Annotated in this window: 26 protein-coding genes; 19 read left to right on the top strand and 7 right to left on the bottom strand. The window is 45.4% G+C overall.

Annotated features, from left to right (window positions below; translation table 11 throughout):
* The first annotated feature begins 55 nt into the window (after positions 1-55).
* From lysA to R7035_RS22425, 6 genes are all read left to right on the top strand, one after another.
* Complete coding sequence (gene lysA, locus R7035_RS22450) at positions 56-1309, top strand: diaminopimelate decarboxylase (RefSeq protein ID WP_005378745.1); 1254 nt, start codon at positions 56-58, stop codon at positions 1307-1309.
* A gap of 10 nt (positions 1310-1319) precedes the next feature.
* Positions 1320-2150, top strand: a complete 831-nt coding sequence (gene dapF / locus R7035_RS22445) for a diaminopimelate epimerase (RefSeq protein ID WP_005378744.1) — start codon at positions 1320-1322, stop codon at positions 2148-2150.
* Positions 2144-2875, top strand: coding sequence for a DUF484 family protein (locus R7035_RS22440; protein ID WP_186584592.1), 732 nt, complete (start codon positions 2144-2146; stop codon positions 2873-2875). Before dapF ends, R7035_RS22440 begins: the two co-directional genes overlap by 7 nt.
* Positions 2841-3773 (top strand): tyrosine recombinase XerC, encoded by a 933-nt coding sequence (gene xerC / locus R7035_RS22435; protein ID WP_132937319.1) that lies wholly within the window; start codon positions 2841-2843, stop codon positions 3771-3773. The genes R7035_RS22440 and xerC overlap by 35 nt, the downstream gene beginning before the upstream one ends.
* A gap of 8 nt (positions 3774-3781) precedes the next feature.
* The gene (gene yigB / locus R7035_RS22430; protein WP_053350826.1) at positions 3782-4498 is read left to right on the top strand and encodes a 5-amino-6-(5-phospho-D-ribitylamino)uracil phosphatase YigB; all 717 of its coding nucleotides are present in this window, start codon (positions 3782-3784) and stop codon (positions 4496-4498) included.
* Positions 4499-4636: 138 nt separating this feature from the next.
* A complete protein-coding gene (locus tag R7035_RS22425; protein WP_005383644.1) occupies positions 4637-7123 on the top strand; it encodes an EAL domain-containing protein in 2487 nt (828 codons plus the stop codon).
* 82 nt (positions 7124-7205) lie between these two features.
* Here R7035_RS22425 and R7035_RS22420 read toward each other — a convergent pair whose 3' ends face one another.
* Both R7035_RS22420 and R7035_RS22415 read right to left on the bottom strand, forming a co-directional pair.
* A complete protein-coding gene (locus R7035_RS22420; protein WP_033907272.1) occupies positions 7206-7802 on the bottom strand; it encodes a tRNA-uridine aminocarboxypropyltransferase in 597 nt (198 codons plus the stop codon).
* Entirely contained in the window at positions 7802-9352 is a 1551-nt protein-coding gene (locus R7035_RS22415) for a COG3650 family protein (RefSeq protein WP_132937318.1), read from the bottom strand. The genes R7035_RS22420 and R7035_RS22415 overlap by 1 nt, the downstream gene beginning before the upstream one ends.
* A 47-nt stretch (positions 9353-9399) precedes the next feature.
* Here R7035_RS22415 and R7035_RS22410 point away from each other — a divergent pair, with 47 nt between their 5' ends.
* Positions 9400-9870: an EVE domain-containing protein gene (locus R7035_RS22410; protein WP_132937317.1), complete on the top strand. Its 471-nt coding sequence runs from the start codon at positions 9400-9402 to the stop codon at positions 9868-9870.
* Between the two features lie 50 nt (positions 9871-9920).
* On the opposite strand, the gene R7035_RS22405 is transcribed toward R7035_RS22410, so the two are convergent.
* Positions 9921-10745 (bottom strand): Cof-type HAD-IIB family hydrolase, encoded by an 825-nt coding sequence (locus R7035_RS22405; protein WP_005378734.1) that lies wholly within the window; start codon positions 10743-10745, stop codon positions 9921-9923.
* Between the two features lie 244 nt (positions 10746-10989).
* Entirely contained in the window at positions 10990-12000 is a 1011-nt protein-coding gene (locus R7035_RS22400; protein WP_005378733.1) for an alpha/beta fold hydrolase, read from the bottom strand.
* A gap of 65 nt (positions 12001-12065) precedes the next feature.
* On the opposite strand from R7035_RS22400, the gene rhtB reads away from it, so the two are divergent.
* The 7 genes from rhtB to R7035_RS22365 all read left to right on the top strand — a co-directional run bounded on the left by rhtB (position 12066) and on the right by R7035_RS22365 (position 18741).
* Positions 12066-12683 carry a homoserine/homoserine lactone efflux protein gene (gene rhtB / locus R7035_RS22395; protein ID WP_132937316.1) on the top strand — a complete coding sequence of 206 codons (618 nt, stop codon included), beginning with the start codon at positions 12066-12068 and terminating at the stop codon, positions 12681-12683.
* Between the two features lie 24 nt (positions 12684-12707).
* Complete coding sequence (locus tag R7035_RS22390) at positions 12708-13931, top strand: EAL and HDOD domain-containing protein (RefSeq protein ID WP_017636082.1); 1224 nt, start codon at positions 12708-12710, stop codon at positions 13929-13931.
* Between the two features lie 154 nt (positions 13932-14085).
* Entirely contained in the window at positions 14086-14421 is a 336-nt protein-coding gene (locus tag R7035_RS22385; protein WP_005378730.1) for a metalloregulator ArsR/SmtB family transcription factor, read from the top strand.
* Positions 14422-14463: 42 nt separating this feature from the next.
* Complete coding sequence (locus R7035_RS22380; protein WP_005383630.1) at positions 14464-15465, top strand: ArsJ-associated glyceraldehyde-3-phosphate dehydrogenase; 1002 nt, start codon at positions 14464-14466, stop codon at positions 15463-15465.
* Positions 15466-15477: 12 nt separating this feature from the next.
* A complete protein-coding gene (locus R7035_RS22375) occupies positions 15478-15972 on the top strand; it encodes a cyclin-dependent kinase inhibitor 3 family protein (protein WP_053307418.1) in 495 nt (164 codons plus the stop codon).
* Positions 15973-16226: 254 nt separating this feature from the next.
* Positions 16227-17444, top strand: coding sequence for an organoarsenical effux MFS transporter ArsJ (arsJ, locus tag R7035_RS22370; protein ID WP_054575539.1), 1218 nt, complete (start codon positions 16227-16229; stop codon positions 17442-17444).
* Positions 17445-17727: 283 nt separating this feature from the next.
* Positions 17728-18741: an acyltransferase gene (locus R7035_RS22365; RefSeq protein ID WP_132937315.1), complete on the top strand. Its 1014-nt coding sequence runs from the start codon at positions 17728-17730 to the stop codon at positions 18739-18741.
* Here the strand turns inward: R7035_RS22365 and R7035_RS22360 are convergent.
* Complete coding sequence (locus R7035_RS22360; protein ID WP_005378719.1) at positions 18738-19067, bottom strand: DUF2500 domain-containing protein; 330 nt, start codon at positions 19065-19067, stop codon at positions 18738-18740. The two genes, R7035_RS22365 and R7035_RS22360, sit on opposite strands and share 4 nt — an antisense overlap.
* Positions 19068-19395: 328 nt before the next feature.
* Here R7035_RS22360 and R7035_RS22355 point away from each other — a divergent pair, with 328 nt between their 5' ends.
* The 4 genes from R7035_RS22355 to R7035_RS22340 all read left to right on the top strand — a co-directional run bounded on the left by R7035_RS22355 (position 19396) and on the right by R7035_RS22340 (position 22448).
* A complete protein-coding gene (locus R7035_RS22355; protein WP_005378717.1) occupies positions 19396-19764 on the top strand; it encodes a hypothetical protein in 369 nt (122 codons plus the stop codon).
* A 1081-nt stretch (positions 19765-20845) separates the two neighbouring features.
* The gene (locus R7035_RS22350; protein WP_005389670.1) at positions 20846-21466 is read left to right on the top strand and encodes a lysoplasmalogenase; all 621 of its coding nucleotides are present in this window, start codon (positions 20846-20848) and stop codon (positions 21464-21466) included.
* A 69-nt stretch (positions 21467-21535) separates the two neighbouring features.
* The gene (locus R7035_RS22345; protein ID WP_005378711.1) at positions 21536-21757 is read left to right on the top strand and encodes a YecH family metal-binding protein; all 222 of its coding nucleotides are present in this window, start codon (positions 21536-21538) and stop codon (positions 21755-21757) included.
* Between the two features lie 106 nt (positions 21758-21863).
* Positions 21864-22448 (top strand): YhgN family NAAT transporter, encoded by a 585-nt coding sequence (locus R7035_RS22340; protein ID WP_005389671.1) that lies wholly within the window; start codon positions 21864-21866, stop codon positions 22446-22448.
* A 56-nt stretch (positions 22449-22504) separates the two neighbouring features.
* Here R7035_RS22340 and R7035_RS22335 read toward each other — a convergent pair whose 3' ends face one another.
* Complete coding sequence (locus R7035_RS22335) at positions 22505-22771, bottom strand: DUF1145 domain-containing protein (protein ID WP_005378704.1); 267 nt, start codon at positions 22769-22771, stop codon at positions 22505-22507.
* A 25-nt stretch (positions 22772-22796) separates the two neighbouring features.
* Entirely contained in the window at positions 22797-23396 is a 600-nt protein-coding gene (rsmD, locus tag R7035_RS22330) for a 16S rRNA (guanine(966)-N(2))-methyltransferase RsmD (protein ID WP_262652203.1), read from the bottom strand.
* A 230-nt stretch (positions 23397-23626) separates the two neighbouring features.
* Here rsmD and ftsY point away from each other — a divergent pair, with 230 nt between their 5' ends.
* Positions 23627-24883 carry a signal recognition particle-docking protein FtsY gene (gene ftsY, locus R7035_RS22325; RefSeq protein WP_318117302.1) on the top strand — a complete coding sequence of 419 codons (1257 nt, stop codon included), beginning with the start codon at positions 23627-23629 and terminating at the stop codon, positions 24881-24883.
* Positions 24884-24893 lie beyond the last annotated feature (10 nt).

Here is a 24893-nt window from a genome sequence, read left to right as displayed (position 1 = left end):
GCACCTTAGGGTGAAATTAGGGTTCAGCAGTCGAATAAAATAAGGGAAGCGAATTTTGGATTACTTCAACTATCAGGATGATGGCCAGCTTTGGGCCGAAGACGTCCCACTTCAAGCTCTTGCAGAGCAATATGGCACTCCTCTTTATGTATATTCTCGAGCCACGCTAGAGCGCCATTGGAAGGCGTTTGATAGTGCTGTGGGTCAGCATCCTCACCTGGTTTGCTACGCGGTGAAAGCCAACTCAAACTTAGGCGTATTGAACACGCTAGCGCGTTTGGGATCGGGTTTTGACATCGTGTCGGGTGGTGAACTTGAGCGTGTGATTGCCGCAGGCGGTGATCCGAAGAAAGTCGTCTTCTCTGGTGTTGGGAAAACACCGGCAGAGATGAAGCGCGCTCTTGAGCTAGGTATCAAATGTTTCAACGTTGAATCTGAGCCAGAGCTAGAACGTTTGAACAAGGTTGCGGGTGAGCTTGGTGTGATTGCGCCAATTTCTCTGCGTATCAATCCAGATGTCGACGCGAAAACACACCCTTACATTTCGACTGGTCTTCGCGACAATAAATTCGGCATTGCGTTTGATCGTGCGCCAGATGTTTATAAATTCGCGCAAAGCCTGCCGAACTTGAATGTGCAAGGTATCGACTGCCACATTGGTTCTCAGCTGACCAATATAGACCCATTTATCGACGCGACAGACCGTTTATTAGCCCTGATTGATGATTTAAAAGCGCAAGGCATTAACATTCGTCACCTTGACGTCGGCGGTGGTTTGGGTGTGGTCTATCGTGATGAATTACCACCTCAGCCTTCTGATTACGCCAAAGCGTTACTAGGCCGTCTTGAAAATCACCAAGACTTGGAGCTGATCTTTGAGCCAGGCCGTGCAATTGCTGCGAACGCAGGTATATTGCTAACGCGTGTTGAGTTTTTAAAACATACTGAGCATAAAAACTTTGCGATTATCGACGCTGCAATGAACGACTTGATGCGTCCTGCGCTATACCAAGCATGGCAAGATATTGTGCCAGTTTCACCGCGAAAGGGTGAAGCTCAGACTTACGACTTGGTTGGTCCTATTTGTGAAACCGGCGACTTCTTGGGTAAAGATCGCGCACTCGTTTTGCAAGAAGGTGATCTACTCGCGGTTCGTTCAGCAGGTGCCTATGGTTTTGTGATGTCTTCGAACTACAATACTCGTACCCGAGCGGCAGAAGTGATGGTGGACGGTAAACAAAGCCACTTAGTTCGCCAGCGTGAGGAGCTGACCAGTTTGTGGCAGCTGGAACAGATTCTACCGGAGTAACATACAACAAATGCATTTCCACTTTTCCAAAATGCACGGTTTGGGCAACGACTTCATGGTCGTCGACTGTATTACCCAGAACGTGTTTTTCTCGCAAGACCTGATCCGCCGCTTGGCGGATCGTCATACTGGCGTTGGTTTTGACCAATTGCTTGTGGTAGAGGCCCCTTACGACCCTGAAACCGACTTCCATTATCGGATTTTTAATGCCGATGGTAGTGAAGTTGAACAGTGTGGTAACGGTGCACGCTGTTTTGCCCGCTTTGTTCGCTTGAAGGGGCTGACCAATAAATACAGCATCAGCGTGAGCACCAAGAAAGGAAAGATGATTCTCAACATCGAAGATGATGGGGAAGTGACGGTCAACATGGGCGTGCCAGAGTTTGAACCGAACAAAATTCCTTTCAAAGCGAAGCAAAAAGAGAAAACTTACATCATGCGAGCAGGCGACAATACCTTGTTTTGTGGTGCTGTGAGCATGGGTAACCCGCACGTAGTGACCGTGGTCGACGATGTGGATACGGCAGAAGTGGAAACTCTCGGTCCGCTGCTTGAGTCGCATGAGCGTTTCCCAGAGCGCGTCAACGCTGGCTTTATGCAGGTGATGAGTCGTGACCATATTCGTCTTCGAGTTTATGAGCGAGGCGCAGGAGAGACACAAGCTTGTGGTAGTGGTGCATGCGCGGCAGTCGCGGTTGGGATTCTGCAGGGCTTGTTGGATGAAAACGTTAAGGTTTCTCTACCTGGTGGTGAATTGCGAATTGCATGGCAAGGTCCTGGCAAGCCGTTGTTTATGACCGGACCTACAACGCATGTATTTGATGGTCAATTATCTTGCTAGTTGAAGAAAAAGGAAACGGTTTGTCTCAAGTAGAAGCAGATGCCTTAACGGCTGAAGTAGTGGCCGAGTACCTCAAAGATCATCCAGACTTTTTTGTGCAACGTCCGGAACTTGTGGATCGTTTATCTTTCCCACACTCAGACTTAGGCGCGGTATCTTTGGTGCACATCCAAATGAATCGTCAACGTCAGCGCATTGAAGAGTTAGAGGAAGAGATCACTACACTAATATCGCTTGCGGCGAACAATGATCGCACCTTTTACGAATTTATGGATTTGCAGGGGCAGATTCTAAAGTGTGGTGACTTTAAACAAGTCATTCATTCTATCGAAGATAAAGCCAAAGCATTGGGCTTACGTGCGTTTGTTCGATTGTTTAGTCAATGCGACGCATCGATTCAATTGAGTAAGGAAAGTTATCAACGCTTCGCGACCACTCACTTAAATGGCAAAGATGCGTACTTAGGACGTCTTCGCAAAGTGGATCGTGAAGCTTTGTTTGGCAACATGGAAGTGCCGGAAATGGGTTCCTATGTGGTACTGCCGCTCGTGAAACAGCAAACACTGGGCGTGCTTGCTTTTTCTAGTGAAGATGGCGGCCATTTTCAGCCAGATATGGATACCTTGTTTTTGCGTCACCTATCATTAGTAGTGGCACATCTCGCTCAAACACTGGTATGGCAAAGTTACGATGACGACAACTCCCAACAATCCTCTGCCAAATAGTCTGCAAAAGCCTCTTGAGCGCTTCTATGAATTCTTACGAAGCGAAAAGGGGCTTAGCCTACATACTCAGCGCAATTACAAACAGCAGCTAGAAACTATGGCGCAGCACTTAGCTGAAATGGGGCTCAAAGATTGGTCTCAAGTGGATGCTGGTTGGGTGCGCCAATTAGCAGGTAAGGGCATGCGAGAAGGCATGAAAGCCAGCAGTTTGGCAACGCGACTCTCATCGCTGCGTAGCTTTTTCGATTTCCTTATTCTGCGTGGCGAGATGTCTGCTAACCCAGCCAAAGGGGTTTCAGCACCTCGCAAAAAACGCCCGTTGCCCAAAAACCTCGATGTTGACGAAGTGAGCCAATTACTTGAAGTCAACGAGGACGACCCGTTGGCTGTGCGCGATCGCGCCATGATGGAGCTGATGTATGGCGCCGGCTTACGTTTGGCTGAACTGGTGGGTGTGGATGTACGTGACGTACAACTGCGTAGTGGTGAGCTTCGTGTTATTGGTAAAGGCGATAAAGAACGTAAAGTGCCGTTCTCTGGGATGGCAACCGAGTGGGTCGGGAAGTGGTTACGCGTTCGTGGTGATTTAGCCGCTCCAGGTGAGCCCGCCTTGTTTGTATCTAAGCTTGGAACGCGTATTTCGCATCGTAGCGTGCAAAAGCGCATGGCTGAATGGGGGCAGAAACAGTCTGTCGCAAGCCATATTAGTCCGCATAAATTGCGTCACTCATTTGCGACACATATGCTCGAATCAAGCAATAACTTACGTGCGGTGCAGGAGCTTTTAGGGCACGAGAATATTTCGACGACCCAAATCTACACGCACTTGGATTTCCAACATTTGGCGCAAGCCTACGACCAAGCCCACCCACGCGCACGTAAAAAGAACGGGGAGTGAGCCGAAGTATGAAATTTTATCGCCGTATCGAGCCTATTAAGGCAATGACCTTTGACCTAGATGATACCCTCTATGACAACTATCCTGTGATAGTTCGCATGGAGCGTGAGTTGCTATCTTGGCTCAAGCACCATCATCCAGCGGTTGCCCATATGAACAAAGCGGATTGGTTTGCTCTCAAGCAGCGTGTTGTGCAGCAACAACCCGAGCTGAAGAGCGATGTCACTTTATGGCGTTTAGTGCAACTTCAGCAAGCCTTCTCCCAAGTAGGCTACGACGAAGACGCAGCACATGCCGCCGCGAAAGCCGCAGTAGACGTTGCGTTGGACTGGCGTAACCGTTTTGAAGTGCCGCAGCAAAGCCTCGATGTACTGGAGGAACTCGCGCAGCACATCCCGTTGGTAGCAATCACCAACGGTAATGTGGATTTAGACCGCATCGGTCTTACGCCTTATTTCCAACAGGTACTTAAAGCAGGACCAGATGGATTGGCGAAACCCGCAACCGATATGTTTACTAAAGCGAAGCGATTCTTGGATATTCCTGCGGAGAATATTCTGCATGTCGGTGATCATCTAACCACGGATGTGCATGGTGCAAAGTTGGCTGGTTTTGCAGCCTGTTGGTTTAATGATATGAATAAAAATGTCATTAACCATTCAAAAACACGTACTTTACCTGATATTGAAATCAATAGTTTGCAGCCGTTACTCACACTTTTTTAATTGCTTTCGCATTAATCCATTCTAATCTCATTTTGTGTCTAGAAAAGCAGCGCAAAGCCACGTAAATTATTCTCTATTAAATAAAAATAGTAACGCCACACGTCGTGGTGAAGATAGTGTTACGGCAGTGGTAGGTCCATGCGAGCTTTTTCAAAACTGGTTCACGATGTCAGTCAACTGAATGACTTTTTAGTCACTTTTCCGACTTCCTCAGATAAACAATATTTAGTACAAATATTGTCGACGCAATCGCGCGAAATTACGACCACACTTGCAGACGCCGTTTTGTCGTCGCTGCCGAATGCTCATGTTATGGGGCATAGTACGCGTAATGTGATTCTGGAAGGGGAGATATTTACCTCTGGTTGCCTAGTGAGTGTGATTGAATTTGAGCAAACCACGCTGACTTCTGCGGTACAAACATACTCTTACTCCCCTGACATTGATGGCGGGGAGCTCAAGCGCTCTCTTCTAATGCAGCATAATTCACAGGTGATCCTCAGCTTTGCTGTGCAAATTGAACGACGTGACTATCCCTTGTTTCAAACCTTCGCCAGTGAAGAAGTAGTGATTTCTGGAGGGTTGGCGCAGAGTATTGACGATGGCTGCTGGGTGCTATATCAAAACCGAGTTTACGATAACGCTGTGGTTGCCGTAGCTTTGCACAGTGATACTTTGAAGCTATGGACTGATGCGTATTCGGAATGGAACCCGATTGGCATGCCACACAAAGTCACTCATGCAAAAGGGACGCGCTTGTATTGTTTAGGTGAGAAGAAAGCGCTGGACGTATACAAGCGTTACTTGGCGGATGGCCATGACGTGACGCTGAGTCAACTGCTCAGCTTTCCTTTGTATCGAGAAAGCTTAGGGCGAAAGGAAGTTTGTACGGTAACGGAGCTACACGCTGATGGCAGTATGAGCTTCGACAGGCCCTGGTGTCTTGGTGACGAAGTGCAATTTTGCTATAACCATCCCTCGTTAACGCTCGAGCAAGTGCGGCATGGTGTGGTTGAGTTAGCCATGCACCAACCTGAAGTCGTTATGATTTTTAACTGCGCGTCACGGTTAGACTTTATTGACAGCAGCGACGAAGTCCAAGCCTTCAAAGATATTGCGACGACGTTTGGTAGTTACTGTATGGGGGAACTGCATGGTGGTATTGGTCAGCCCGAAATTCTTCATCACAGCCTGACGTATTTAGCGATGCGAGAGGGAGACGAAGTGCAAACATTGAACTTGCCTAAGTCGCCCGTTAGCTCCTCTATTTCACCGTTGTTTAGCTTGATTCGAAATGCGATCGGCGATCTCAACCATATGAACGCGCATATGGGATATCAACTCGATCGCCAAACGCGCAAGTTACAAGAAAGCTATCGACGCGACAGTCGTACGGGGTTACAAAACCGGGTCGCATTGCAAGAGCGGCTGAGTAACATCGATTTGGATGAGCATTTGTTGACTCTAAAGCTACTTAACTTTAGTCATATCAACGAAAAATACGGCTACCGAGTGGGAGATCAATTACTCAAAGATCTCTCAATGCACTTTACGAATCGACTACGAAAGCGTTTCGGCATGCCAACGGCTTTGCAGCTTTATAGTATTGGGGTTGGTGAGTGGGCGTTCATATTTAAAGCTGATCAAAGCAGCGAGACCATCAAACAGCACTTTACGCGTTTTGCTGACGCGGTAGAACAAACTAATTTTGAGCCAATTGGCCTACGTGAAATAGATTATCTTTCTATCTCGCTATGCGGCGGCTTAGTGAGTCGTCGAGACTTTCCATCCGCTTCAGTAGATGAGCTCTTACTCAAAGGCATCGAAGCGAGGCGCTCCGGTGTACGCAGTAATACCCATATCTGTAATGCGAAAGATATTGAAGTCAGTGAGGATGTGCGTAAAGAGCAACTTGGATGGCTAAGTTGCGTCAGTAGAGCCATTCTTAAACAGAATATCATCACTTATAGCCAACCTATTGTGCATGCGGGTAGCCACAAACTGGCAAGCCAAGAATGTTTGGTTCGTATTCTGGAAGCCGATGGAACGGTGATTGCGCCAGGGCGTTTTCTGCCAATTATCTCTGATACGCATCTTTACACTCGACTAAGTCGGCACATGATTCATTCTACGTTGCATTATATGCGAGATAAGCAAGGTGACTTTTCTATAAACTTATCGCCGCAAGATTTGCTCAGTGATAAAACTTTAATGCTTTTAGAGCATGAAATTAGCCAGCTAAATGACCCAAGGCGAATTGGTTTAGAAGTGCTGGAATCTGAGCAGATCAAAGACTACGGCCGAATGATAGAAGTGTGCAGTCATTTTAGAAGCTTAGGGGCGCGTATCATTGTTGATGACTTTGGGTCCGGTTATTCGAATATCGATGAAATCCTAAAGTTGGAGCCAGAAGTCATAAAGCTCGATGGCAGCTTGATTCGTGATATTGATAAAGACTTAAAACAGCGCAAGATCGCTTCCCAGTTGGTGCGTTTGTGCCAGGTGTTTAACGCGGAGACGGTGGCGGAGTTCGTCCACAATCAGGAGGTGTGTACCATTGCACAAGACATGGGGGTGGATTATTTGCAGGGTTACTATCTTGGCGAGCCGACTCGACTGTTTTAATGATGTTTCACGTGAAACTTCTTGTCGTAAAAACGCAGCGTAGGCTGCGTTTTTTGTTTGGTTCTTCTACTGAGCTTAATGGTTAACGCTTAAGAGCGTGTCCACTCTTTTCAGCTTGGAACAGAGCGAGGTAATGGGCAAAAAAGCGCTGCATTTGTTGTTGGTTGTTTTGTTCTCCAAGTTGCCCGAGCAAATGTGCAGCGACTTCAAACGTACACAAATTACCTTGTTGTTGGTTGCGTCGCAGCTGATATTGTGAGTCCGCCGACGCAGACAATCCCATAGTAGGGATACCTTCTAACCAACGGCTCTTATTGATCATCTTGCGCGCCTCTTGCCAGGTGGCATCCAAAATAATAAACAGCGGAGTTTTGGTTTGTTGCTGGCTTTGGAGTACCACATGTTCGAGTGTGATACTTTCTTCACAGGGGAAGAGCAACACCGGATACCGCGACGGATCAGCTAATAGAGTGAGCAATTCTGCTGGTGGCTGTTTGCGATCCCAGATTACTCGCTCAATGTTGAGTTGGCACTGCTCTAGTAGCTGGCCGGTATTAGTATCACGCTTCAGTTCATTCGGATGCATTAACAGCAGGATGTTGTGCTCACTGTTAAGTTTCGGCATTAGCGAGCACATACAATTGAATTGAAAACCGCAGGTTGGACACGGTTGTGACATTACAGACGAACTCCTTCTCGCACCGGGCTTATCCCATCAGAGAACAGACGCACGCCACTGACTTGGTTCGGCGTTGCCGTTGGCGCCATGCTTGGGTTGAGTGGGTAGCTAACCCCAGTGTATTGCATCACATGTTGAGCCGCTTTAGCTCCGCCACCGCTGACATTAAAAATCAGATCTCGCCAACCATGAGAGGTTTGTTGGCCGAGCATAATCGGGCTTTGCACTAGTGTAATGCGGCTATTAAAGCGCCATTCCTTTTCGTGATGTTCAAATATTAGCAATGTACAGCCACCGGAACCACACCAATCCAACTGTACCAATAGCTCTTCGTTACCATCGCTGTTGAGGTCGTAAGTTAGCCAACGGTATTGGTTATTGTTGGGGTTGGTTTGATGGATAAAGAAGTAGTTGCGCACCGCGGCATCTACTTTTGAATCAAACTCTGCACTAGAAGGTACGTCAGCACTACCGATGGGGTTGTTGGTGCGTTTTTCGGCTGGTTGCATGATGCCTTCATCACGAACGGTGGCAGGATAAAGGACTAAACCACCATCGGCGATTGGGTATACCAAGTTACCGACTTTTTCTTTGGTCGCTTTGAGCTGATTGCCTTCTCGAGTAAACAGTCGCTCTAACATTAGCCTTTGCTGTTGATGATGCGTCATGACAACTTGAACCTGAGACGGACTTAACTGTTGCCAGTAACCACGCTCGATTAATGGTGCTTGTCCATTGGCGTAACGGTATTTTGTTGTGGCGCTGTGGTCTGGGTTTAAGGTCATTTGTACTTCAAAGCCTTGTGATTGGGTTGAGGTCGCGACATAGGTATTAGCCCAGCCAAGCGTTGCATCGACGTTTGCAGCCATACCACAACCTTGATACGTCTCGCCATCATGTTTTAGTGTTGCTTTCCAGCCATATAAAGAATCGCTCATTGTGTCTGAGCAGAGGTTTTCTGTTAAGCGAAGCTCACCACCTTGCAGTTGATAAGTGCGCTGGCGAGGTTGAAGCTGACTGCTGTTAATCGCTAATTTTGTGGTTTGTTTGCCGATTTTCTGGAATGTTAGTCCATTAGCCTCAAAGCTTGCCGACCAAGAAGGCTCATTACCAAACACGCGAGTTGGTTTGTTTGGTTGCTGACAACGGTTTGGGTTTTCCGTTGTGAGGAAGTTCACTTGTTCCACTACAAAGTTAGCATCGAAATCAGCAGAAAACCCATCGATGCCCGGTGGGTTGAGGTGGCCGATAACCTCGCCATACATAGTCTGGTAAGGCTCGTTATTTAACTGAATTGCTCGTTGCATTTGCTGTGGTGATAGTTGCAACCAATATTGCTTGTCGCTGCCACAAGGCATGATGTATTGGCTCTCGTGACCGACGATCACTTTTCCGCGTAGCATAAAAGTTTGAGGTTGAATGGTTTCAGGCTTATCTAAGGTTGCTGGTGGAGAGGTTGGGTCAGCAGCACCAGATTGTGGCGGCTGTGAACTACATGCTTGCAGAACCAGCAAGGTGGCAAGCGCCACTGGGTTTTTCAAAGCCTTCATGTTATATCTTCCTCATTATTGTTACTCAATCGGCATCGGATGGCATTATGGCATATTGGTTATTTAAAACTGAACCAGATACCTTTTCTATTGACACGCTTCGAACTCAAAAGGTTTCATGTTGGGAGGGAGTTCGTAATTATCAGGCGCGCAATATGATGCGTGACCAAGTGAAGGTGGGCGATTTAGTCCTGATTTACCACTCTTCTTGTAAACATGTTGGCGTGGCAGGTATTGCTAAAGTTGTGAGAGAAGCCTATCCCGATCATTTCCAATTCGATCCCGAAAGCGATTATTACGATCCAAAGTCAGACCCAGACAACCCGCGTTGGATTATGGTGGATGTAGAGTTTGTACGTAAAACGGCGCGAGTGATTCCGTTGTCGGTGATGAAAGCGATGCCAGAACTTGAGAACATGCCGTTGGTGAAACGTGGAAATCGCTTGTCGATTATGCCCGTGATAGAAGAAGAATGGGACGCGATTCTTGGCAAAGAGAAGCTGCCAAGTCAGCGATAAAAGAAAAGGGCTGCGAATGTGCAGCCCTTCATAATTTGGAGTATTGAAGCTTACAGCAAGTGTTCTTGTAGGTAGTGTGCAACCGCATCTTCTGCATTGCTGCCAATTACTTCATTATTTGGTAGAGCTTTCATCACTTTTTCGTGTGATGTACCCATAACTAGCCCTTTACCTGCCATCGACAGCATTTCTACGTCATTCATGCCATCACCAAATGCTACGCAGTTTTCTAACGTGAGGTCGAGTTTTTTCGCTACCGCTTCAAGAGCATGACCTTTAGACACGCCAGCGCTCATTACTTCCAAACACCAAGGCGTTGAAAATGCGATGTTCAGCTTATCACCAAACTGCTCACGTAGTTTGTTTTCAAATACGACCAAACGTTCGTGGTCTTCTCCAGGATGCGTGAAGAAAACTTTCGCAATACCGTCAGTTGGGGCTTGGTCTTCATCAAATAAGACGTAAGTGAATTCATCGTGGAAGTCACGTAACGTTTCATCATCCTTGTTCATCAACCAGCTATCATTTTGATACATGTGAATAAGTATTTCTTGATCATGTTTGATCGTGTCGATCACGCCTTGTACCAGTTCCGCAGGGACATTCTCGCTGTACATTAGCTGATCTTCCTGGTCATGCACTCGGGCACCATTCGACGTGATCATATAAGCTGGAATGCCAACTTGGCGACGGATGCTCGCAACGTCTACGTGGTGACGGCCGGTTGCAAAGACAAAGGTATAACCCTTTTCATGCAGCGCTTTTAGCGTCTCTTTTGAGTAAGCACTGAGCTGATGGTTAGGTGCTAGTAACGTGCCATCCAGATCAGAGGCAACGATTTTGGTGATCTCTTTGCAAGGTAGCGATGTGCTCATGAAGTCCTCGTAAACGGTTTGGATAGTGTGGAACAGGTGAATTGCAAACGGAGTACAGCAGACTGACTAGATCGTACTGCTCCGAATGCGGGGGAACTTGGGCTCATAGCACTATGCGGTTAAACACAGTGTCAAAGTAGCCAAGTTCAAGCAGTGTACGCCAAAATGAGGATGAAAAAGAGGGTAAATCGATGTGTAGACATTTCCTCTTTAATCTTAGTCGTGAAATGGTCGCCTAGAGTTCTTATTGTGCTTGTTCGTTTGATGGTGATTTAGGGTCATTCATAAAGCGGAAAATCGCATCGAGCGCTTGATTACGATACTTGTCGGTCTCGAACAAGATTTCATGCTGTGCGCCTTCGATAGAAAGCAGCTCCGCGTGCGGGTTGGTTTTCCGCAATTTATCAATAAAACGCTTTTGCGCGAGGTTGCTAACAATCCGATCGTTTCCGGCTTGGATTAGGATTACTGGTATTTTGACTTGGCGAGTTAATAAAAAGCACTGCTTAGCGGCCATGAGCCCTTGCCAAACCCAGCGAGTGCTTGGCCCACCGACTTGCAGTTCCGGTTTTTCCGTATATAGGTTTCGGAACCATTGGTAGCGGCCGTAACTTTGGCTAAGTGGGTTATCTTCAAAGGGCTTAGGGAAGTAGGCCTGATGTCCTGGTGCATAGCGTGGCAAAGTCGATACCGCTGACATAATTTGTGTGACCGGAATCGCTATTGGTGATAGGTACCATGGCAGGTTAATGCCAAACATGGGCGCACTTAGAATCAAACCAGTAAAAGGGTGTTCTGGGTGAGTTTGCAGGTAACGTGTGGCGATCGCGCCGCCCATAGAGTGCGCGATGATGAAGCATTGTTGATATTCGCTAAGGTCGTGTTTTTTTACGACGATGTCCATATCATCAATATAATCAGTAAAGTCATAGACGTGACCCATATCTGAGTCAGATAATAAACGATCTGATAAACCTTGTCCGCGGTGGTCAAAGGAATAGACATCGAAACCTTGGCGGTAGAGATCGTAAAACAGCTCTTGGTATTTCCAGGAAGACTCAATGCGTCCATTTACGATGAGCACGGCTTTTTTATGCTCTGGGTTGGTTAGCTTGCACCAGTAAATGTTCTTTTTCTCAGTCCCTTTAACAAAGCCCTCTTGGCGAGTTTGCCAAAGTGCTGCGATCGGACCACCAATTGCTTGCTCAAATAATGTCTCTTGAGTATAAGTCAAAGGTGAATGGTTAGTCGCCATTAGTTGATTACCTGAAGATACGTTGTTTACGCGATGTATCATCGAAGAATTAGTGAGGAAATGCAATGGATACCCATGTCTGGTTAGCTTATGTAGTAACAGCAATCGTTTTTAGTTTGGCTCCGGGCTCTGGCACGGTGAACTCAATCAGTAATGGTTTGAGTTACGGTACCCGTAAATCACTGGGTGCCATTATTGGCTTACAAATTGGTTTAGTTATCCACATCGCGCTGGTGGGGGCGGGTATTGGTGCGCTTGTCGCGCAGTCAGCAACCGCATTTTCTGTCATTAAATGGGTTGGTGCCGCTTATCTGGTTTGGTTGGGGATTCTGAAATGGCGCGATACGTCAAGCTTAGTCGCAGCTGAAAACCACAACGAGATGTCAGGCACGGCGCTGTTGTACAAGGCTGTGTTAATTAACCTCACCAACCCTAAATCGATTGTTTTTCTGGTGGCGTTGTTCCCGCAGTTTATTGACCCGGCAAAAGACCAAATCACGCAACTGTTGGTGCTTGGCGTCACTACGGTCGTGATTGATGCGTGTGTAATGTTGGGTTACACGAGCTTGGCAGCACAAATGGGACGCTTTATTCGCTCCGATAAAATCATGGGAAAAATAAACAAAGTATTCGGTTCAATGTTCATGGGTTGTGGTGCATTATTAGCAGCTGCAAAGTCATAAGCCATTTATAGGTCCTTCTTTAGCATGAATACAACGTATGTCGCTCGCCAGCCGATCTTTAACCGAAAAAGACAGACGCTGGGTTATGAATTGTTGTTTCGAGACGGGGAGAGTAACGCATACCCTTCACATATTGATTCAAATCGAGCGACATACCGACTGATCGTCGAAAACTTCCTATCACTGGGTACTAACCCAGTGATTGCCTCTTCAAGATGCTTTATTAACTTTCCTCATCAAAGTTTGGTGCGACGTTTGCCGCGCAGTTTGCCGAAAAACAAAATTGTCATCGAAGTGTTGGAAACGTGCCAACCTACGGATGAGCTTCTTGATGCGATTCGTGAGTTTTATCGAGAAGGTTACTTGATCGCTTTGGATGACTTCACCCTAACACCAGAATGGCGCCGTTTTTTGCCATATGTGCATATTGTGAAGCTCGACATTATGGCGATGGGGCTCGAAAAGGCCTGTGAACTTGTCACAACACACCTTGCCAAACGCGTCAAATACCACTTTTTAGCAGAACGTGTTGAAACCGCAGAAGAGTTTGAGCAAGCGAAAGCGGCTGGCTTTAAATTTTTCCAAGGTTATTTTTTTAGCAAGCCACTCGTCTCGCAGACTAAATACGTCAGTCCTGAGCAAGTGTTGGCATTGCAACTGTTTCGTGAAGTTTGTGCTCCTGAGCCTGACTTTACTCGTATCGAGTCCATCATTACGCAAGATGTCGCGTTGTCATATAAATTATTGCGTTTTGTAAATACGCAAGCGCCGAATTTGGCTGTCGAAATCAGCTCTTTTCGTCAGGCATTGATTTATCTTGGCCAGGATAACCTTAAGCAGTTTGTCTCTTTGGTTGTGGCATCGTATATCTCCAGTAACAAGCCTCGAGAGCTGTATCACCTTTCATTGCAACGAGCTCAATTTTGCCAATTGATGTCGCGCTATCAGCCCTTCTCTCACCTCAACGAACAAGGTTTTATGGTTGGTTTGCTGTCGATTCTAGATGCGCTGTTGGATCTTTCGGTGGAATCTTTAGTTAGGCAGTTACCGCTTAGTCATTCAGTACAACAAGCGCTATTACATCGCAAAGGGGTTTATGGTGCACTTATTTCCCTCGAAGAGTGCTACGAGCGTGCCGATTGGTCAGGGGTTGAAAAAATCACGATGCAATTGGGGTTGCCTTTAGAGGAAGTGAAGCTCTCCTTAGGTGAAGCGGTTCGCTGGAGTCAAAGCATCGCGACTGCATAATTTCGTGTCTTATCTTTTATCTCTTTGAATCTCTCTCTTTACAATCAAGCTGTTCGTTAGATGTGAAACTTTTATGACGATGGACGGTTTCCTCTTGACGATATATCTTAATTAAATAAACATATACGCATATCCATATATAGGTATGTTCATTATGCTTCCACATCAGTTTTTTAAGCTGTTATCCGATGAAACACGCGTACGTTGTTTAATGCTCGTGGCCCGTGAAGGTGAAACTTGCGTTGGTGATTTGGCGTTTGCTCTGCAAGAGAGCCAGCCGAAAGTTTCTCGTCATCTTGCTCAGTTACGGTCCAGTGGCATCTTGGTGGATAAACGCCAAGGGCAATGGGTGTATTACGAGTTATCACAGCAATTGCCAGGTTGGATGCGAAAGTTAATTGAAGACTTAGTGGCATCAAACTGTTTGAAGCAGGAATACCAAGACGACATCACACGCTTACACGATAAAAGTCGTGAGGCTTGCTGTTAACAGCGAATAGAGATTCAAGGTAGAAGATTAGAGGGTAAAACTATGACAATTAAAGTAGGAATTAATGGCTTTGGCCGAATTGGTCGCTTAGCGCTGCGAGCGGCATTTGATTGGCCAGAATTGGAGTTTGTGTTAATCAACGATGTCGCAGGTGACGCCGCTACGCTTGGTCACTTATTAGAATTCGATTCAGTGCAAGGTCGTTGGCATCATGGAGTTCAGGTCGAAGGCAGTGAGCTCGTCATCAACGGCAAGCGTGTCGCCACGACTCAACAACGCGATATCGATGCGGTGAACTGGTCTGATTGTGATGTTGTGATTGAAGCGACAGGCGTACATCGCAAAACATCATTCCTAAACAAATACCTAGAGCAAGGCGTGAAACGTGTCGTGGTAAGCGCACCTGTGAAAGAAGAAGGTATCGCGAACATTGTGGTGGGCGTGAACGACCATATTTTCGACCCTGAAAAACATCGTATCGTGACAGCAGCTTCGTGTACGACTAACTGTATAGCACCTGTGGTTAAAGTCATTCATGAGAAATTGGGTATCGAACAATCTTCTTTTACGACCATTCACGACCTGACGAATACGCAAACTATTTTGGATGCGCCACACAAAGATCTACGCCGTGCAAGAGCATGCGGCATGAGCCTTATCCCGACTACGACGGGTAGCGCGAAGGCGATTGTCGAAATTTTCCCAGAATTAAAAGACAAAATTAATGGTCATGCGGTTCGCGTACCTCTAGCAAACGCATCGTTAACAGACATCATTTTTGATGTGAAGCGTGATACCACAGCAGAAGAAGTGAATGCACTGTTAAAAGAAGCATCTGAAGGTGATTTGAAAGGCATCCTTGGCTTCGAAGAGCGTCCTTTAGTTTCTATCGATTATAAAGGCGACCAACGTTCAACCATCGTTGATGCGCAATCAACCATGGTTGTGGGTTCTCGTATGGTTAAGATTTATGCTTGGTACGATAACGAAATGGGTTATGCAACGCGCACAGCAGAGCTGGTTCGTAACGTTGGTTTGGCTTAAAAGGGGGTCACAATGTCTCATCCTACATGGCAATTAGATTTGGACTCCGGTGCTTTAATCTTAACACCGTGCCCAGGAACGAAAGGTGTCGATTTGCATGCGTCGTTAGAACAGTTGAAAGAGCAGGGTGTTCAAGCGGTCGTTACTGCATTAGATGATAGTGAATTAGCTGCGAAGAATGTCTCTGCATTGGGTGAAGCCACTCAGCAACTGGGTATGAAATGGTTCCAGATCGAGATTGAAGACGACTGCGCACCAAATGAAGAATTTGCGACGAAGTGGCAACAAGCCAGTCCGGAACTGCACGAGATTCTTGCTCAAGGTGGCAAAATTGCGATGCATTGTATGGGTGGTTCGGGGCGCACAGGTTTGTTCGCTGCTCACCTACTCCTAGAAAAGGAATGGCAGTTAGAAGATATCGTGCGAGAAGTGCAGGCATTGCGCCCTGGTGCATTTACAAAACCTGTGCAAGTTGAGTACATCGAACGCGTGGCTCAAGACGCTTGATCAGCTTAAATAGCTTTTGGTTCATTATGATCCAAAAGCTAAATTCGAGCTTCTTCAGGATACGACTGTTTACAAAAAAAGCCATTAATATTAACTAATGCATTGTTTTTAAGGTGTATTTTGCTTTTTATTGATGTTGGGGCATTTTTTAAAAATCACAGCAACATTATATTGGTCAATGTTGCTGTACAGGTTAGAAAGTATTTAGAACATGATGATCTAAATGCTTCTATCGCTGTACATATGAGGTCAATATGATTTCTCAATTAAGCAAAAGTATTCGTCAGTACATGTTAGTGACGTTTAACTATTGGAACTTTACGGTGACCGATGGCGCACTGCGTATGCTGGTGGTGCTCTATTTTCATGACTTAGGTTATTCCACGTTAGCTATTGCCTCACTGTTTCTTTTCTATGAATTTTTTGGTGTGGTGACAAACCTGGTTGGTGGTTGGTTGGGCGCAAGGTTAGGCCTAAATAAAACCATGAACATTGGTTTAGCGATGCAAGTGTTTGCGTTGCTGATGCTCGCAGTACCAAATGCATGGCTGACCATTCCTTGGGTGATGGCAGCGCAAGCTCTGTCGGGGATTGCCAAAGATCTGAACAAAATGAGTGCTAAGAGCGCGATTAAAACGCTAGTACCAGACGAGCAGCAAGGTGCGCTCTACAAATGGGTAGCGATTTTAACTGGCTCGAAGAATGCACTCAAAGGAGCGGGCTTTTTTGTTGGCGGCTTGCTGCTGTCTTGGGTGGGTTTTCAAAACTCGATGTTTATTATGGCGGGTGTACTTACATTAGTGTTTGTTTGCAGCATGATCTGGCTAGAAGCGGACATGGGTAAAGCAAAGAGTAAACCTAAGTTTCGCCAAATATTCTCCAAGTCTGAATCGATAAACATTTTATCCGCAGCTCGCATGTTCTTATTCGGTGCTCGTGATGTGTGGTTTGTCGTTGCTCTGCCTATTTATCTTGGTAGCGTGTTTGGCTGGGATCACTTGTGGGTTGGTAGCTTTCTCGCTGCGTGGGTCATTGCTTATGGGTTTGTGCAAGGCATTGCGCCGCGTATTACTGGCAAAGCGCAAGGTCGTGTGCCTGATGGTAGTGCAGCATTGGTGTGGGCAGGAGTCCTAGCGTTAATTACGGCTGGTATTGCTTATGGTGTGCAAATCGGTTGGCAGCCTGAATTGGTGATTGTGGTAGGTTTGATGATTTTTGGCGCTGTGTTTGCCATTAACTCTTCGCTGCACTCGTACTTGATAGTGAGCTACGCTAAAGGCGATGGCGTCTCGTTGGATGTCGGTTTTTATTACATGGCCAATGCGATGGGACGTTTGATTGGCACGGTATTATCGGGTTGGATCTACCAAGAGGCTGGTCTTGCGGCGTGCTTATGGGTTTCTTTTGCTTTCTTGGCACTGACGACGCTGATTTCAATTAAGTTGCCAAAAGCTGATGTTGCTACTGCGTAACTATCCCCAGTATCGCTATCTGTAGATGGTATAAATGGCTCCAAATCGGAGCCATTTTTGTTTCTTATGCGCCGTTTGGTGTAATCAGATTGTGTCGGTTTGGCATGGAGAGTGAATACTGATGCTTGGTTTTTGGTTCTCGTTAAGTGATTAGAGTGGTGATGAAATCCCCGTTGTAGGTCATTGTTGAGTTAAAAATAAGCAAAAACAGATTGTTAACTATTTCACTGGTTGAGATTTACCCTATGCTATAAACGATAAGCGACTCAAAGTAGGGAAAGGTATGAGAGAAAGGGTTCTGTTTTTTGATTTATTGCGCTGCTTCGCAGCGGTAGCAGTGATCGCCATTCACGTCTTGGCACCGTATCGAAATGAGTTAGGAGTGATTCCATTTGACCAATGGCTGACAGCGGTAGGCGTGAATAGCGTAACCCGCTGGGCAGTGCCAGTTTTTATTTTGATCACCGGAGCGCTAATGCTCAGTGACACTCGACCATTTGACGGTAAGTATTATATCAAAAGGCGTTTGGGCAAAGTTTTAGTTCCATTTCTTATTTGGTCGATGTTTTATGCATACCTTTCAGGCTGGACTTCTCAAGGCTTTGATTTTGAAACCGTAAAAGAGGTATTAAGCAATAGCCCATTCCAAGCAACGTATTACCATCTCGGCTTTTTCTATTACTTTATACCACTGTATTTTGTGATTCCGCTGTTTCAATGGATGGTACGCAACGTGGATGACAACGTCTTGTATACCTATCTCGCATTTTGGCTTTTCACCAGCACTCTGTTCTTGTTCAAGATTGATGGCCCTTGGAGTAATCAGATGTGGCTTTATATGGGTTACCTTCCACTGGGGTATGTTTTATTTCAAAAGGTACCTTTGAATCGCTCTATGGTGACCTTATTTGTTGGGCTAGGACTCGTGGCGTTGGCAGTGACCTTTACGATGGTTGTGACAAATAGCTTAGAGGCGGAGAAGTATACGGTTGGGCGCTGGCTCTCTTATAAAACACTGAATGTGATTCTAGCGGCTTCGATGATTTTTATGATCGGGCGTTACTTTGGTGAAGGCTTATCACCAAAAGTACAAAAAGTGGTCAGTGTGATCAGTCAGCACAGCTTGGGGATTTACTTACTTCACCCTATTTTCTTATGGCCGATGAAAGAGTTCGGTTGGTACACAGGACATCCTGCTTGGGTGATTCCAGTCTGGATCGTTCTAAGTGGATCTGGAGCCTTGGCGATGAGCTATCTCTTTTCTCGTTCTGCCAAGACTCGTTGGTTACTGCCTTAACGTTTGATAGCGAAGTGAAGGAACTTGTTGCCGCGATAGGTCAGTGTTCCCTTATCTCCAGGGTTGAGTGCATGGTAGTAATGCACTCCAATTTGGAATTCACGCTTTGGACCGATAGAACCACGTTGAACGTAAATCCAATACTCTTGATCGTCTTGACCTGGTGGTGCGTTTGGTATGTCTATCGCTTGTTTATCTAAAACCGTTACCTGCGCGCTTTGCTCTGGAGCGTCTTCGCCCACATAGTGCTTACTATAAAAACGGAAAAACACCCACGCGCCCAAGGCAATAAGGGCGAATAGGGCGAAAATAAGTGAGATTGGCATATTAACCTCCAATGTTTTATCGGGTCCCATTCTACAGAACTCGCTGACGAAACGATGAGTTGAGGTAACTTATTCATAATCTAATGAAAGGGACATGAATTTTATTCGGCGCACTTCACGGTTTATCTCAATGGGGACGCGATGAAATTGTTGCTTCATCTGTAAGCTACGTCACTAAAGCTGAACTAAGCAGCTTTCACTTGTCTGGCTATATGAGCTCAAGGGCACAAATTGAAAGTAAAATTGCACTTAACGGCTCGAAAAAGCTCTAAATTTATAGAAGAATAAAAATAATGAACATAGGAAGGGTCTGGTAAGGAGGGTTACGATGTCAGATATTGAAAAAGTAGTCATGCGTACCCGAACGATCGAAAAACTTTTGCGTACTCAGTACCATGCAGAAGGGAAAGGGTTGCACCAACTTATTAATAGTTGTGAAGAACGTTTACCGCATGACGTGATAGCAAAGCTTCGATTCATCGCAACCGTGCGTAACAAAGTGGTGCACGAAGACGATTACAAGCTGGATGATCGTAAAGGCTTTATGGCGGCATGTGATGCTTGTGAAAAAGAGCTGACACCAAGAAGCTCTCGCTTTATTTGGCGTACAGCAATTTTGCTAATGACGTTGATTACGCTGGCCGCTCTTGGTTTCTACTATATGCACTGGGATATTTTGTCTAAGCACATTCAGTAGAGCTATACAGATAAATAAAAAAGGACGCATTTGCGTCCTTTTTTATTTTAAATCATTGGGTTAGTACATCATTGGCAGTGTCATTAAACCCACAACCACTGCAATCATAACCAGCCCTTGTTTTTGAGAAGATGAAATCATAACACTACCCCTTAATCTTTGATGAACTCGATGAATTTAATATAGCACTGTTTTTGGGGTTTGATCAACATATGCTCGTTAATCTTTTCAAAAACCACACTTAACTTGTCTGGTTTTACGTGATTCTGACTAATGAAACTATGTTTTTTGTGCTGTATTTAAAGTGTTCACATTGTTTTATTTCTATCCTTTTTTGTTTTAAGTGTATGATTTTATAATGTTAAATGGTTTGTGATGTTGGCTTTGTAATTGTTTTTTGTTTCGAGTGGTATGTTGGGTGTTTATTTTGTCTGTATTTCTCAAAAATTGAGAAAATTAAAAAATGTGCTATGAGGTTGCATCGTCAAATCGAAAGCATGGAGTGAGATTTTCTTACCTTATGAGAAAATATGGGCTTCAAAAGTGTTTAGTGATTCTATGGTTTATGAAGTCCGCACTTTTATCTGTTATTGAAATTATGGTTTTATTTATCATTGACTTACTTTTCTTGTCTGATGTTTTTTTTACTGAATTAAGGTCGGTTTTCTTAGTTTTTACCCCTAGTCATCAGTGGTTTCTCCTCTCTTAGAGCGCTACTAAGACTATTTTCTATTTTGTGTCTGTTATTTATTCTTGTTGCCTGCATTACATACATCCTGGTGGTTTAATCGTCAGTTTGTGAAATGGCGGCTTACCTGGAGCACTTATCTGTTTTTCAGTTAAATAGTTTTAGAAAGCGTTGGTTATTGTGTCGTGTGATTTGATGGGTTCGGCTGATGAGCAAAGCTTGGCCCCAATGTTTAGTGGCATCATTCAGGCTCATCGGCTTTATTATTACGTAGGCTGAGGGTTACAAAATGTTTCGAATCGCTAGCGAGATCCAACTTTCGTAGATTGTGTCTTTACATCAAAACTGGTCTACCTAGACTAGCGGCGAGTTTAAGTAAAAGGTGTATACTGCATGTGGAGTTGGCTGGCGATAGGGCTATCAGGTGTGTATTCCGTGTTGGGAGCAAAGCAAGCTAACCCGACACAATCCCTCGTGTTTAAAATCTTTACTCTGCTACTTCTTCTTGTGTTGGTGTTAACTCAAGGTGCATCCGCAACATATACCTACTGGATTGCGGGTGGGCTGATTGTGTCTATGGTGGCAGATACGCTGCACTCGTTTAAAACTCGTAAGCTAATCTATTTTACGGCTTATCTGGTTGCCCAGGTATGCTACAGCAAGTCATTTTGGGTGCAGCTTAATGGTGAGATTGTCTGGTGGCTGTTGGCCCTGCTGCTTGCAGCGAGTATCGTGGCGTTCTTTTTGTTGCTGCCTCAACTCGACTCTCTGGTATTCCCTGTTGTGATCATGGGGATGATGCTGGTTCAACTTGCTTGGGCAGCCGGTGAAGTTTGGTTACAAGTGCCGAGTTACGCCAATGCTATCGGCTTTAGCGGAACCTTAGTTTTGATCTATTCGGCGCTGGCATACGCGATACACGGTTATCGAAAACCGATGAAACACGCCTATTTGTGGGTGAGTGGCAGTTACTTTTTTGCTCATGCCCTCATTGTTGCCTCAATCATTTACTAATTTAAGTCAAAGCAGCTCTTGAGGATTTCAGTAGACTGAACGCATTGTTCTTAATAACTGGAGTCAATAATGAGTGAAATCCATGCTCACGAGCTGCTAAACCTACTTAGAGAAACACCAATGGATCGCGAAGCCCTCACACAGCACTTTGGTGCTAGCGTTCGCTTTCACACCTGTAAACTGAATGATCTAGACTTAGATGCATTACTAGCATTTTTGCTCAAGCGCGACAAAATTCGTGAGCTTGAAGGTAAGTTTGTGGTCAATATGGCGCGAGTTTGCAATCACTAAACGGCGGCTAAGATCGAGGGTGAATATGGTGTTTTCGCCCTCAGTCATATACTCATGTTGTCAGTTTGCTATACACTGGCCGCCATTTTTTAGGTGAGGCCAGAATATGGACATTCTTTCTGCAGCGACCATGCTGTTTCTAATTATGGACCCTCTCGGTAACTTGCCGATTGTGTTGTCTATTCTCAAACATATCGATCCCAAGCGTCGTCGTAAGGTATTGATTCGTGAACTACTGTTTGCCTTACTGATTTTGATGCTGTTTCTGTTTGCAGGACAAAGCATCTTAAGTTTTTTGCATGTCCAGCCAGAAACGCTCAGCATTTCAGGTGGCATTATTCTCTTCATTATTGCGATTAAGATGATTTTCCCGAGTGCTGGCAGCATCACTGGACTGGCAGCAGGCGAGGAGCCCTTTATTGTTCCGATGGCCATTCCTATGATCGCGGGCCCTTCAGTGATTGCTGCCTTGCTTTTACTGTCTTCGCAACATCCAGAGAAAATGTTGGAAATGTCAGCATCAGTCGTAATTGCGTGGGGCGCAACATTTTTTATACTGATGTTTTATGGCTTCTTTAATCGCTTGTTGGGTGAACGTGGCTTGAAGGCGGTAGAACGCTTAATGGGCTTGTTACTGGTGATGATCTCCACTCAAATGTTCTTAGATGGTGTAAAAAGTTACATTGGGTGACGAACGAAACGCAGAAAAAAGCCGCTCACAAGAGCGGCTTTTTCGTATCTGAGCGATTACATCATGTGTTTACGACGAATATCGAGTAGGGCAAAAATACCAAAAATCAGGATTGAATATTTTTCCCAACTGCTCATTTTTATTTTGTCGCCAAATGCACCAATGAAGATGGCCATTTGTAAACCGTGCATGATGAACAAAAAAGCGGTCATGATGTATAGCGCAATCGCGGCATTGCCGGGAAAGGGCATAAAAATATTTAGGATTAATACTAACCAAACAAAGGCGATAGCCGCTTTGGCCAGCATAATTAGTGCTTTCATTTAAGTATCCTTTTAAATCGAGGCGTTATGCGGAGGTACGTTCGTACAGACGATAGCTCACTTGGCCTGCTGTTTTTTCTCGATGTAATTGCCAGTTTTCTGGTAAGTCGGCAATATTGAGTTCTTTTTCTGTTTCAATATAAATCATCGCATCTTCCGCGAGCCAGCCATTTTGTTCTAGCAGAGCCGCGGTCTCATCCAATAGACCTTTGCGAAACGGTGGGTCAATAAACACCACATGGTGAGCAGAACCCGGTTGCTTCAAAAAACTCAGTGCGTCGGTATTTACCACTTGGATGTTGTTCGCGTTAAGAGAGGCAACATTCTTTTGTAACTGTTGGAAAGCTTGTGGGTTTAGCTCAACCATGGTCACTTGCTCTGCTTGGCGCGAAGCTGACTCAAATCCCAAGCCGCCAGAGCCAGCAAATAAGTCGAGACATTTTGCCTGTGGTACATCTTGAGCTAACCAGTTAAACAGCGTTTCTTTGACGCGATCGGTCGTGGGGCGTAAGCCTTCAGCATCGTGTACAGGAAGTTTTCTGCCTCTCCATAAGCCACTAATAATGCGAACAAAGCCCGTTGTTGGCTTTTTTTGTGATGAGTTTTGCTGGCGACGTCTTACCATAGATTTTTTGACCGCTAATAAAGTGATACTATATCTAATCGCCCAAGCAATGAGCTTGGAGCTTGGATACAGCCCAGAATATTCAAGATGACAGAGTGTAACACTAATAAGATTAGAATTACCTAATCGGAAAGTTTTCAGAACTTTGTCATTAGCCTTTTTTAGACAGATAATAATCTTGTCAAAAAAGAGTCATTAATAGATAAAAGAACAATCTAGGATAGCCCCAGATGACGGAAAAAAAGAAGCGCGGATTACTTTCGTGGCTAGGTTTTGGTGACGAAGAACAAAGCCCAAAACCAAAAACTGAAGAAACAGTAAAAGAAGAAGCAGTGGAAGCGCCTTCTGAAGAGCAGCAAACCGAAGCGGTTGCTGAGCAAGCGGAAGCTACGCCAGAACTTGAAGAAGAAGCGAAACAATCAGAGACTGCCCCAGCAGAAGCAGAAGCAGAAGCAGAAGCAGAAGCAGAAGCAGAAGCAGAAGCAGAAGCAGAAGCAGAAGCAGAAGCAGAGGAGCCAGAAGTCGTATCGGCCGCGCCTCGTGTTCAAGAACAAGAAAAGCCAACAGAAAGCTTTTTTGCTCGTCTTAAACGCAGCCTAAGCCGAACAAAAGCAAATATTGGTGCTGGCTTCTTCGGTCTGTTCAGCGGTAAGAAAATCGATGAAGACTTATTTGAAGAGCTAGAAGAGCAACTGCTTATTGCTGATGTGGGCATGAATACCACAACAAAAATCATCAACAACCTGACAGAAAAAGCCACACGTGGCGATCTGAAAGACGGCGAAGCCCTTTATGGTTTGTTGAAAGAAGAAATGGCTGAGATTCTTTCTAAAGTCGAACAGCCACTAGAAATCGATAGCAACAAAACGCCTTACGTCATCTTGATGGTGGGTGTAAATGGCGTGGGTAAAACCACGACCATCGGTAAGTTAGCGAAGCAGTTCCAAACTCAAGGCAAAAAAGTGATGCTTGCAGCGGGAGATACTTTCCGTGCCGCTGCGGTTGAGCAGCTACAAGTGTGGGGTGAACGTAATAATGTTCCTGTGATTGCTCAACATACTGGCGCAGACAGTGCCTCTGTTATCTATGATGCGATTGAAGCGGCAAAAGCACGTGGTGTGGATGTGGTGATTGCTGATACAGCAGGTCGTCTACAGAACAAAGCGAACCTAATGGAAGAGCTGCGTAAGATTGTACGTGTGATGAAGAAAATTGATGACTCTGCACCACATGAGATCATGCTAACGCTTGACGCAGGTACAGGACAAAATGCCATTAGCCAAGCGAAACTTTTCAGTGATGTTGCCCCTCTAACCGGGATTACTTTGACTAAGCTGGATGGTACAGCCAAGGGCGGCGTAATTTTCGCTATCGCTGATCAGTTCGGTATTCCAATTCGTTACATTGGTGTGGGTGAAGGTATCGAAGACTTGCGTCCATTTGAAACTCAAGAGTTTATTGACGCACTGTTTAGTCGTGAAGAATAAAAAGAGTTAG

It is taken from the genome of Vibrio sp. 1731 (assembly GCF_033339955.1).
In the GTDB taxonomy this organism is placed as follows: Bacteria; Pseudomonadota; Gammaproteobacteria; order Enterobacterales; family Vibrionaceae; genus Vibrio; species Vibrio alginolyticus.
This window is presented reverse-complemented; position numbering and strand designations above follow the sequence as displayed.

Excerpts from the sequence above, each read along its gene's own strand:
- R7035_RS22385 (WP_005378730.1), top strand. The coding sequence starts at position 14,086 with ATGCTTCCACATCAGTTTTTTAAGCTGTTATCCGATGAAACACGCGTA.
- R7035_RS22405 (WP_005378734.1), bottom strand. The coding sequence starts at position 10,745 with ATGAGCACATCGCTACCTTGCAAAGAGATCACCAAAATCGTTGCCTCT.
- R7035_RS22350 (WP_005389670.1), top strand. The coding sequence starts at position 20,846 with ATGTGGAGTTGGCTGGCGATAGGGCTATCAGGTGTGTATTCCGTGTTG.
- rsmD (WP_262652203.1), bottom strand. The coding sequence starts at position 23,396 with ATGGTAAGACGTCGCCAGCAAAACTCATCACAAAAAAAGCCAACAACG.
- R7035_RS22340 (WP_005389671.1), top strand. The coding sequence starts at position 21,864 with ATGGACATTCTTTCTGCAGCGACCATGCTGTTTCTAATTATGGACCCT.
- R7035_RS22335 (WP_005378704.1), bottom strand. The coding sequence starts at position 22,771 with ATGAAAGCACTAATTATGCTGGCCAAAGCGGCTATCGCCTTTGTTTGG.
- R7035_RS22425 (WP_005383644.1), top strand. The coding sequence starts at position 4,637 with ATGCGAGCTTTTTCAAAACTGGTTCACGATGTCAGTCAACTGAATGAC.
- R7035_RS22375 (WP_053307418.1), top strand. The coding sequence starts at position 15,478 with ATGTCTCATCCTACATGGCAATTAGATTTGGACTCCGGTGCTTTAATC.
- R7035_RS22380 (WP_005383630.1), top strand. The coding sequence starts at position 14,464 with ATGACAATTAAAGTAGGAATTAATGGCTTTGGCCGAATTGGTCGCTTA.
- R7035_RS22410 (WP_132937317.1), top strand. The coding sequence starts at position 9,400 with ATGGCATATTGGTTATTTAAAACTGAACCAGATACCTTTTCTATTGAC.
- R7035_RS22400 (WP_005378733.1), bottom strand. The coding sequence starts at position 12,000 with ATGGCGACTAACCATTCACCTTTGACTTATACTCAAGAGACATTATTT.
- R7035_RS22345 (WP_005378711.1), top strand. The coding sequence starts at position 21,536 with ATGAGTGAAATCCATGCTCACGAGCTGCTAAACCTACTTAGAGAAACA.
- R7035_RS22360 (WP_005378719.1), bottom strand. The coding sequence starts at position 19,067 with ATGCCAATCTCACTTATTTTCGCCCTATTCGCCCTTATTGCCTTGGGC.
- dapF (WP_005378744.1), top strand. The coding sequence starts at position 1,320 with ATGCATTTCCACTTTTCCAAAATGCACGGTTTGGGCAACGACTTCATG.
- R7035_RS22420 (WP_033907272.1), bottom strand. The coding sequence starts at position 7,802 with ATGTCACAACCGTGTCCAACCTGCGGTTTTCAATTCAATTGTATGTGC.
- yigB (WP_053350826.1), top strand. The coding sequence starts at position 3,782 with ATGAAATTTTATCGCCGTATCGAGCCTATTAAGGCAATGACCTTTGAC.
- R7035_RS22365 (WP_132937315.1), top strand. The coding sequence starts at position 17,728 with ATGAGAGAAAGGGTTCTGTTTTTTGATTTATTGCGCTGCTTCGCAGCG.
- ftsY (WP_318117302.1), top strand. The coding sequence starts at position 23,627 with ATGACGGAAAAAAAGAAGCGCGGATTACTTTCGTGGCTAGGTTTTGGT.
- xerC (WP_132937319.1), top strand. The coding sequence starts at position 2,841 with ATGACGACAACTCCCAACAATCCTCTGCCAAATAGTCTGCAAAAGCCT.
- R7035_RS22390 (WP_017636082.1), top strand. The coding sequence starts at position 12,708 with ATGAATACAACGTATGTCGCTCGCCAGCCGATCTTTAACCGAAAAAGA.
- R7035_RS22355 (WP_005378717.1), top strand. The coding sequence starts at position 19,396 with ATGTCAGATATTGAAAAAGTAGTCATGCGTACCCGAACGATCGAAAAA.
- R7035_RS22415 (WP_132937318.1), bottom strand. The coding sequence starts at position 9,352 with ATGAAGGCTTTGAAAAACCCAGTGGCGCTTGCCACCTTGCTGGTTCTG.
- rhtB (WP_132937316.1), top strand. The coding sequence starts at position 12,066 with ATGGATACCCATGTCTGGTTAGCTTATGTAGTAACAGCAATCGTTTTT.
- arsJ (WP_054575539.1), top strand. The coding sequence starts at position 16,227 with ATGATTTCTCAATTAAGCAAAAGTATTCGTCAGTACATGTTAGTGACG.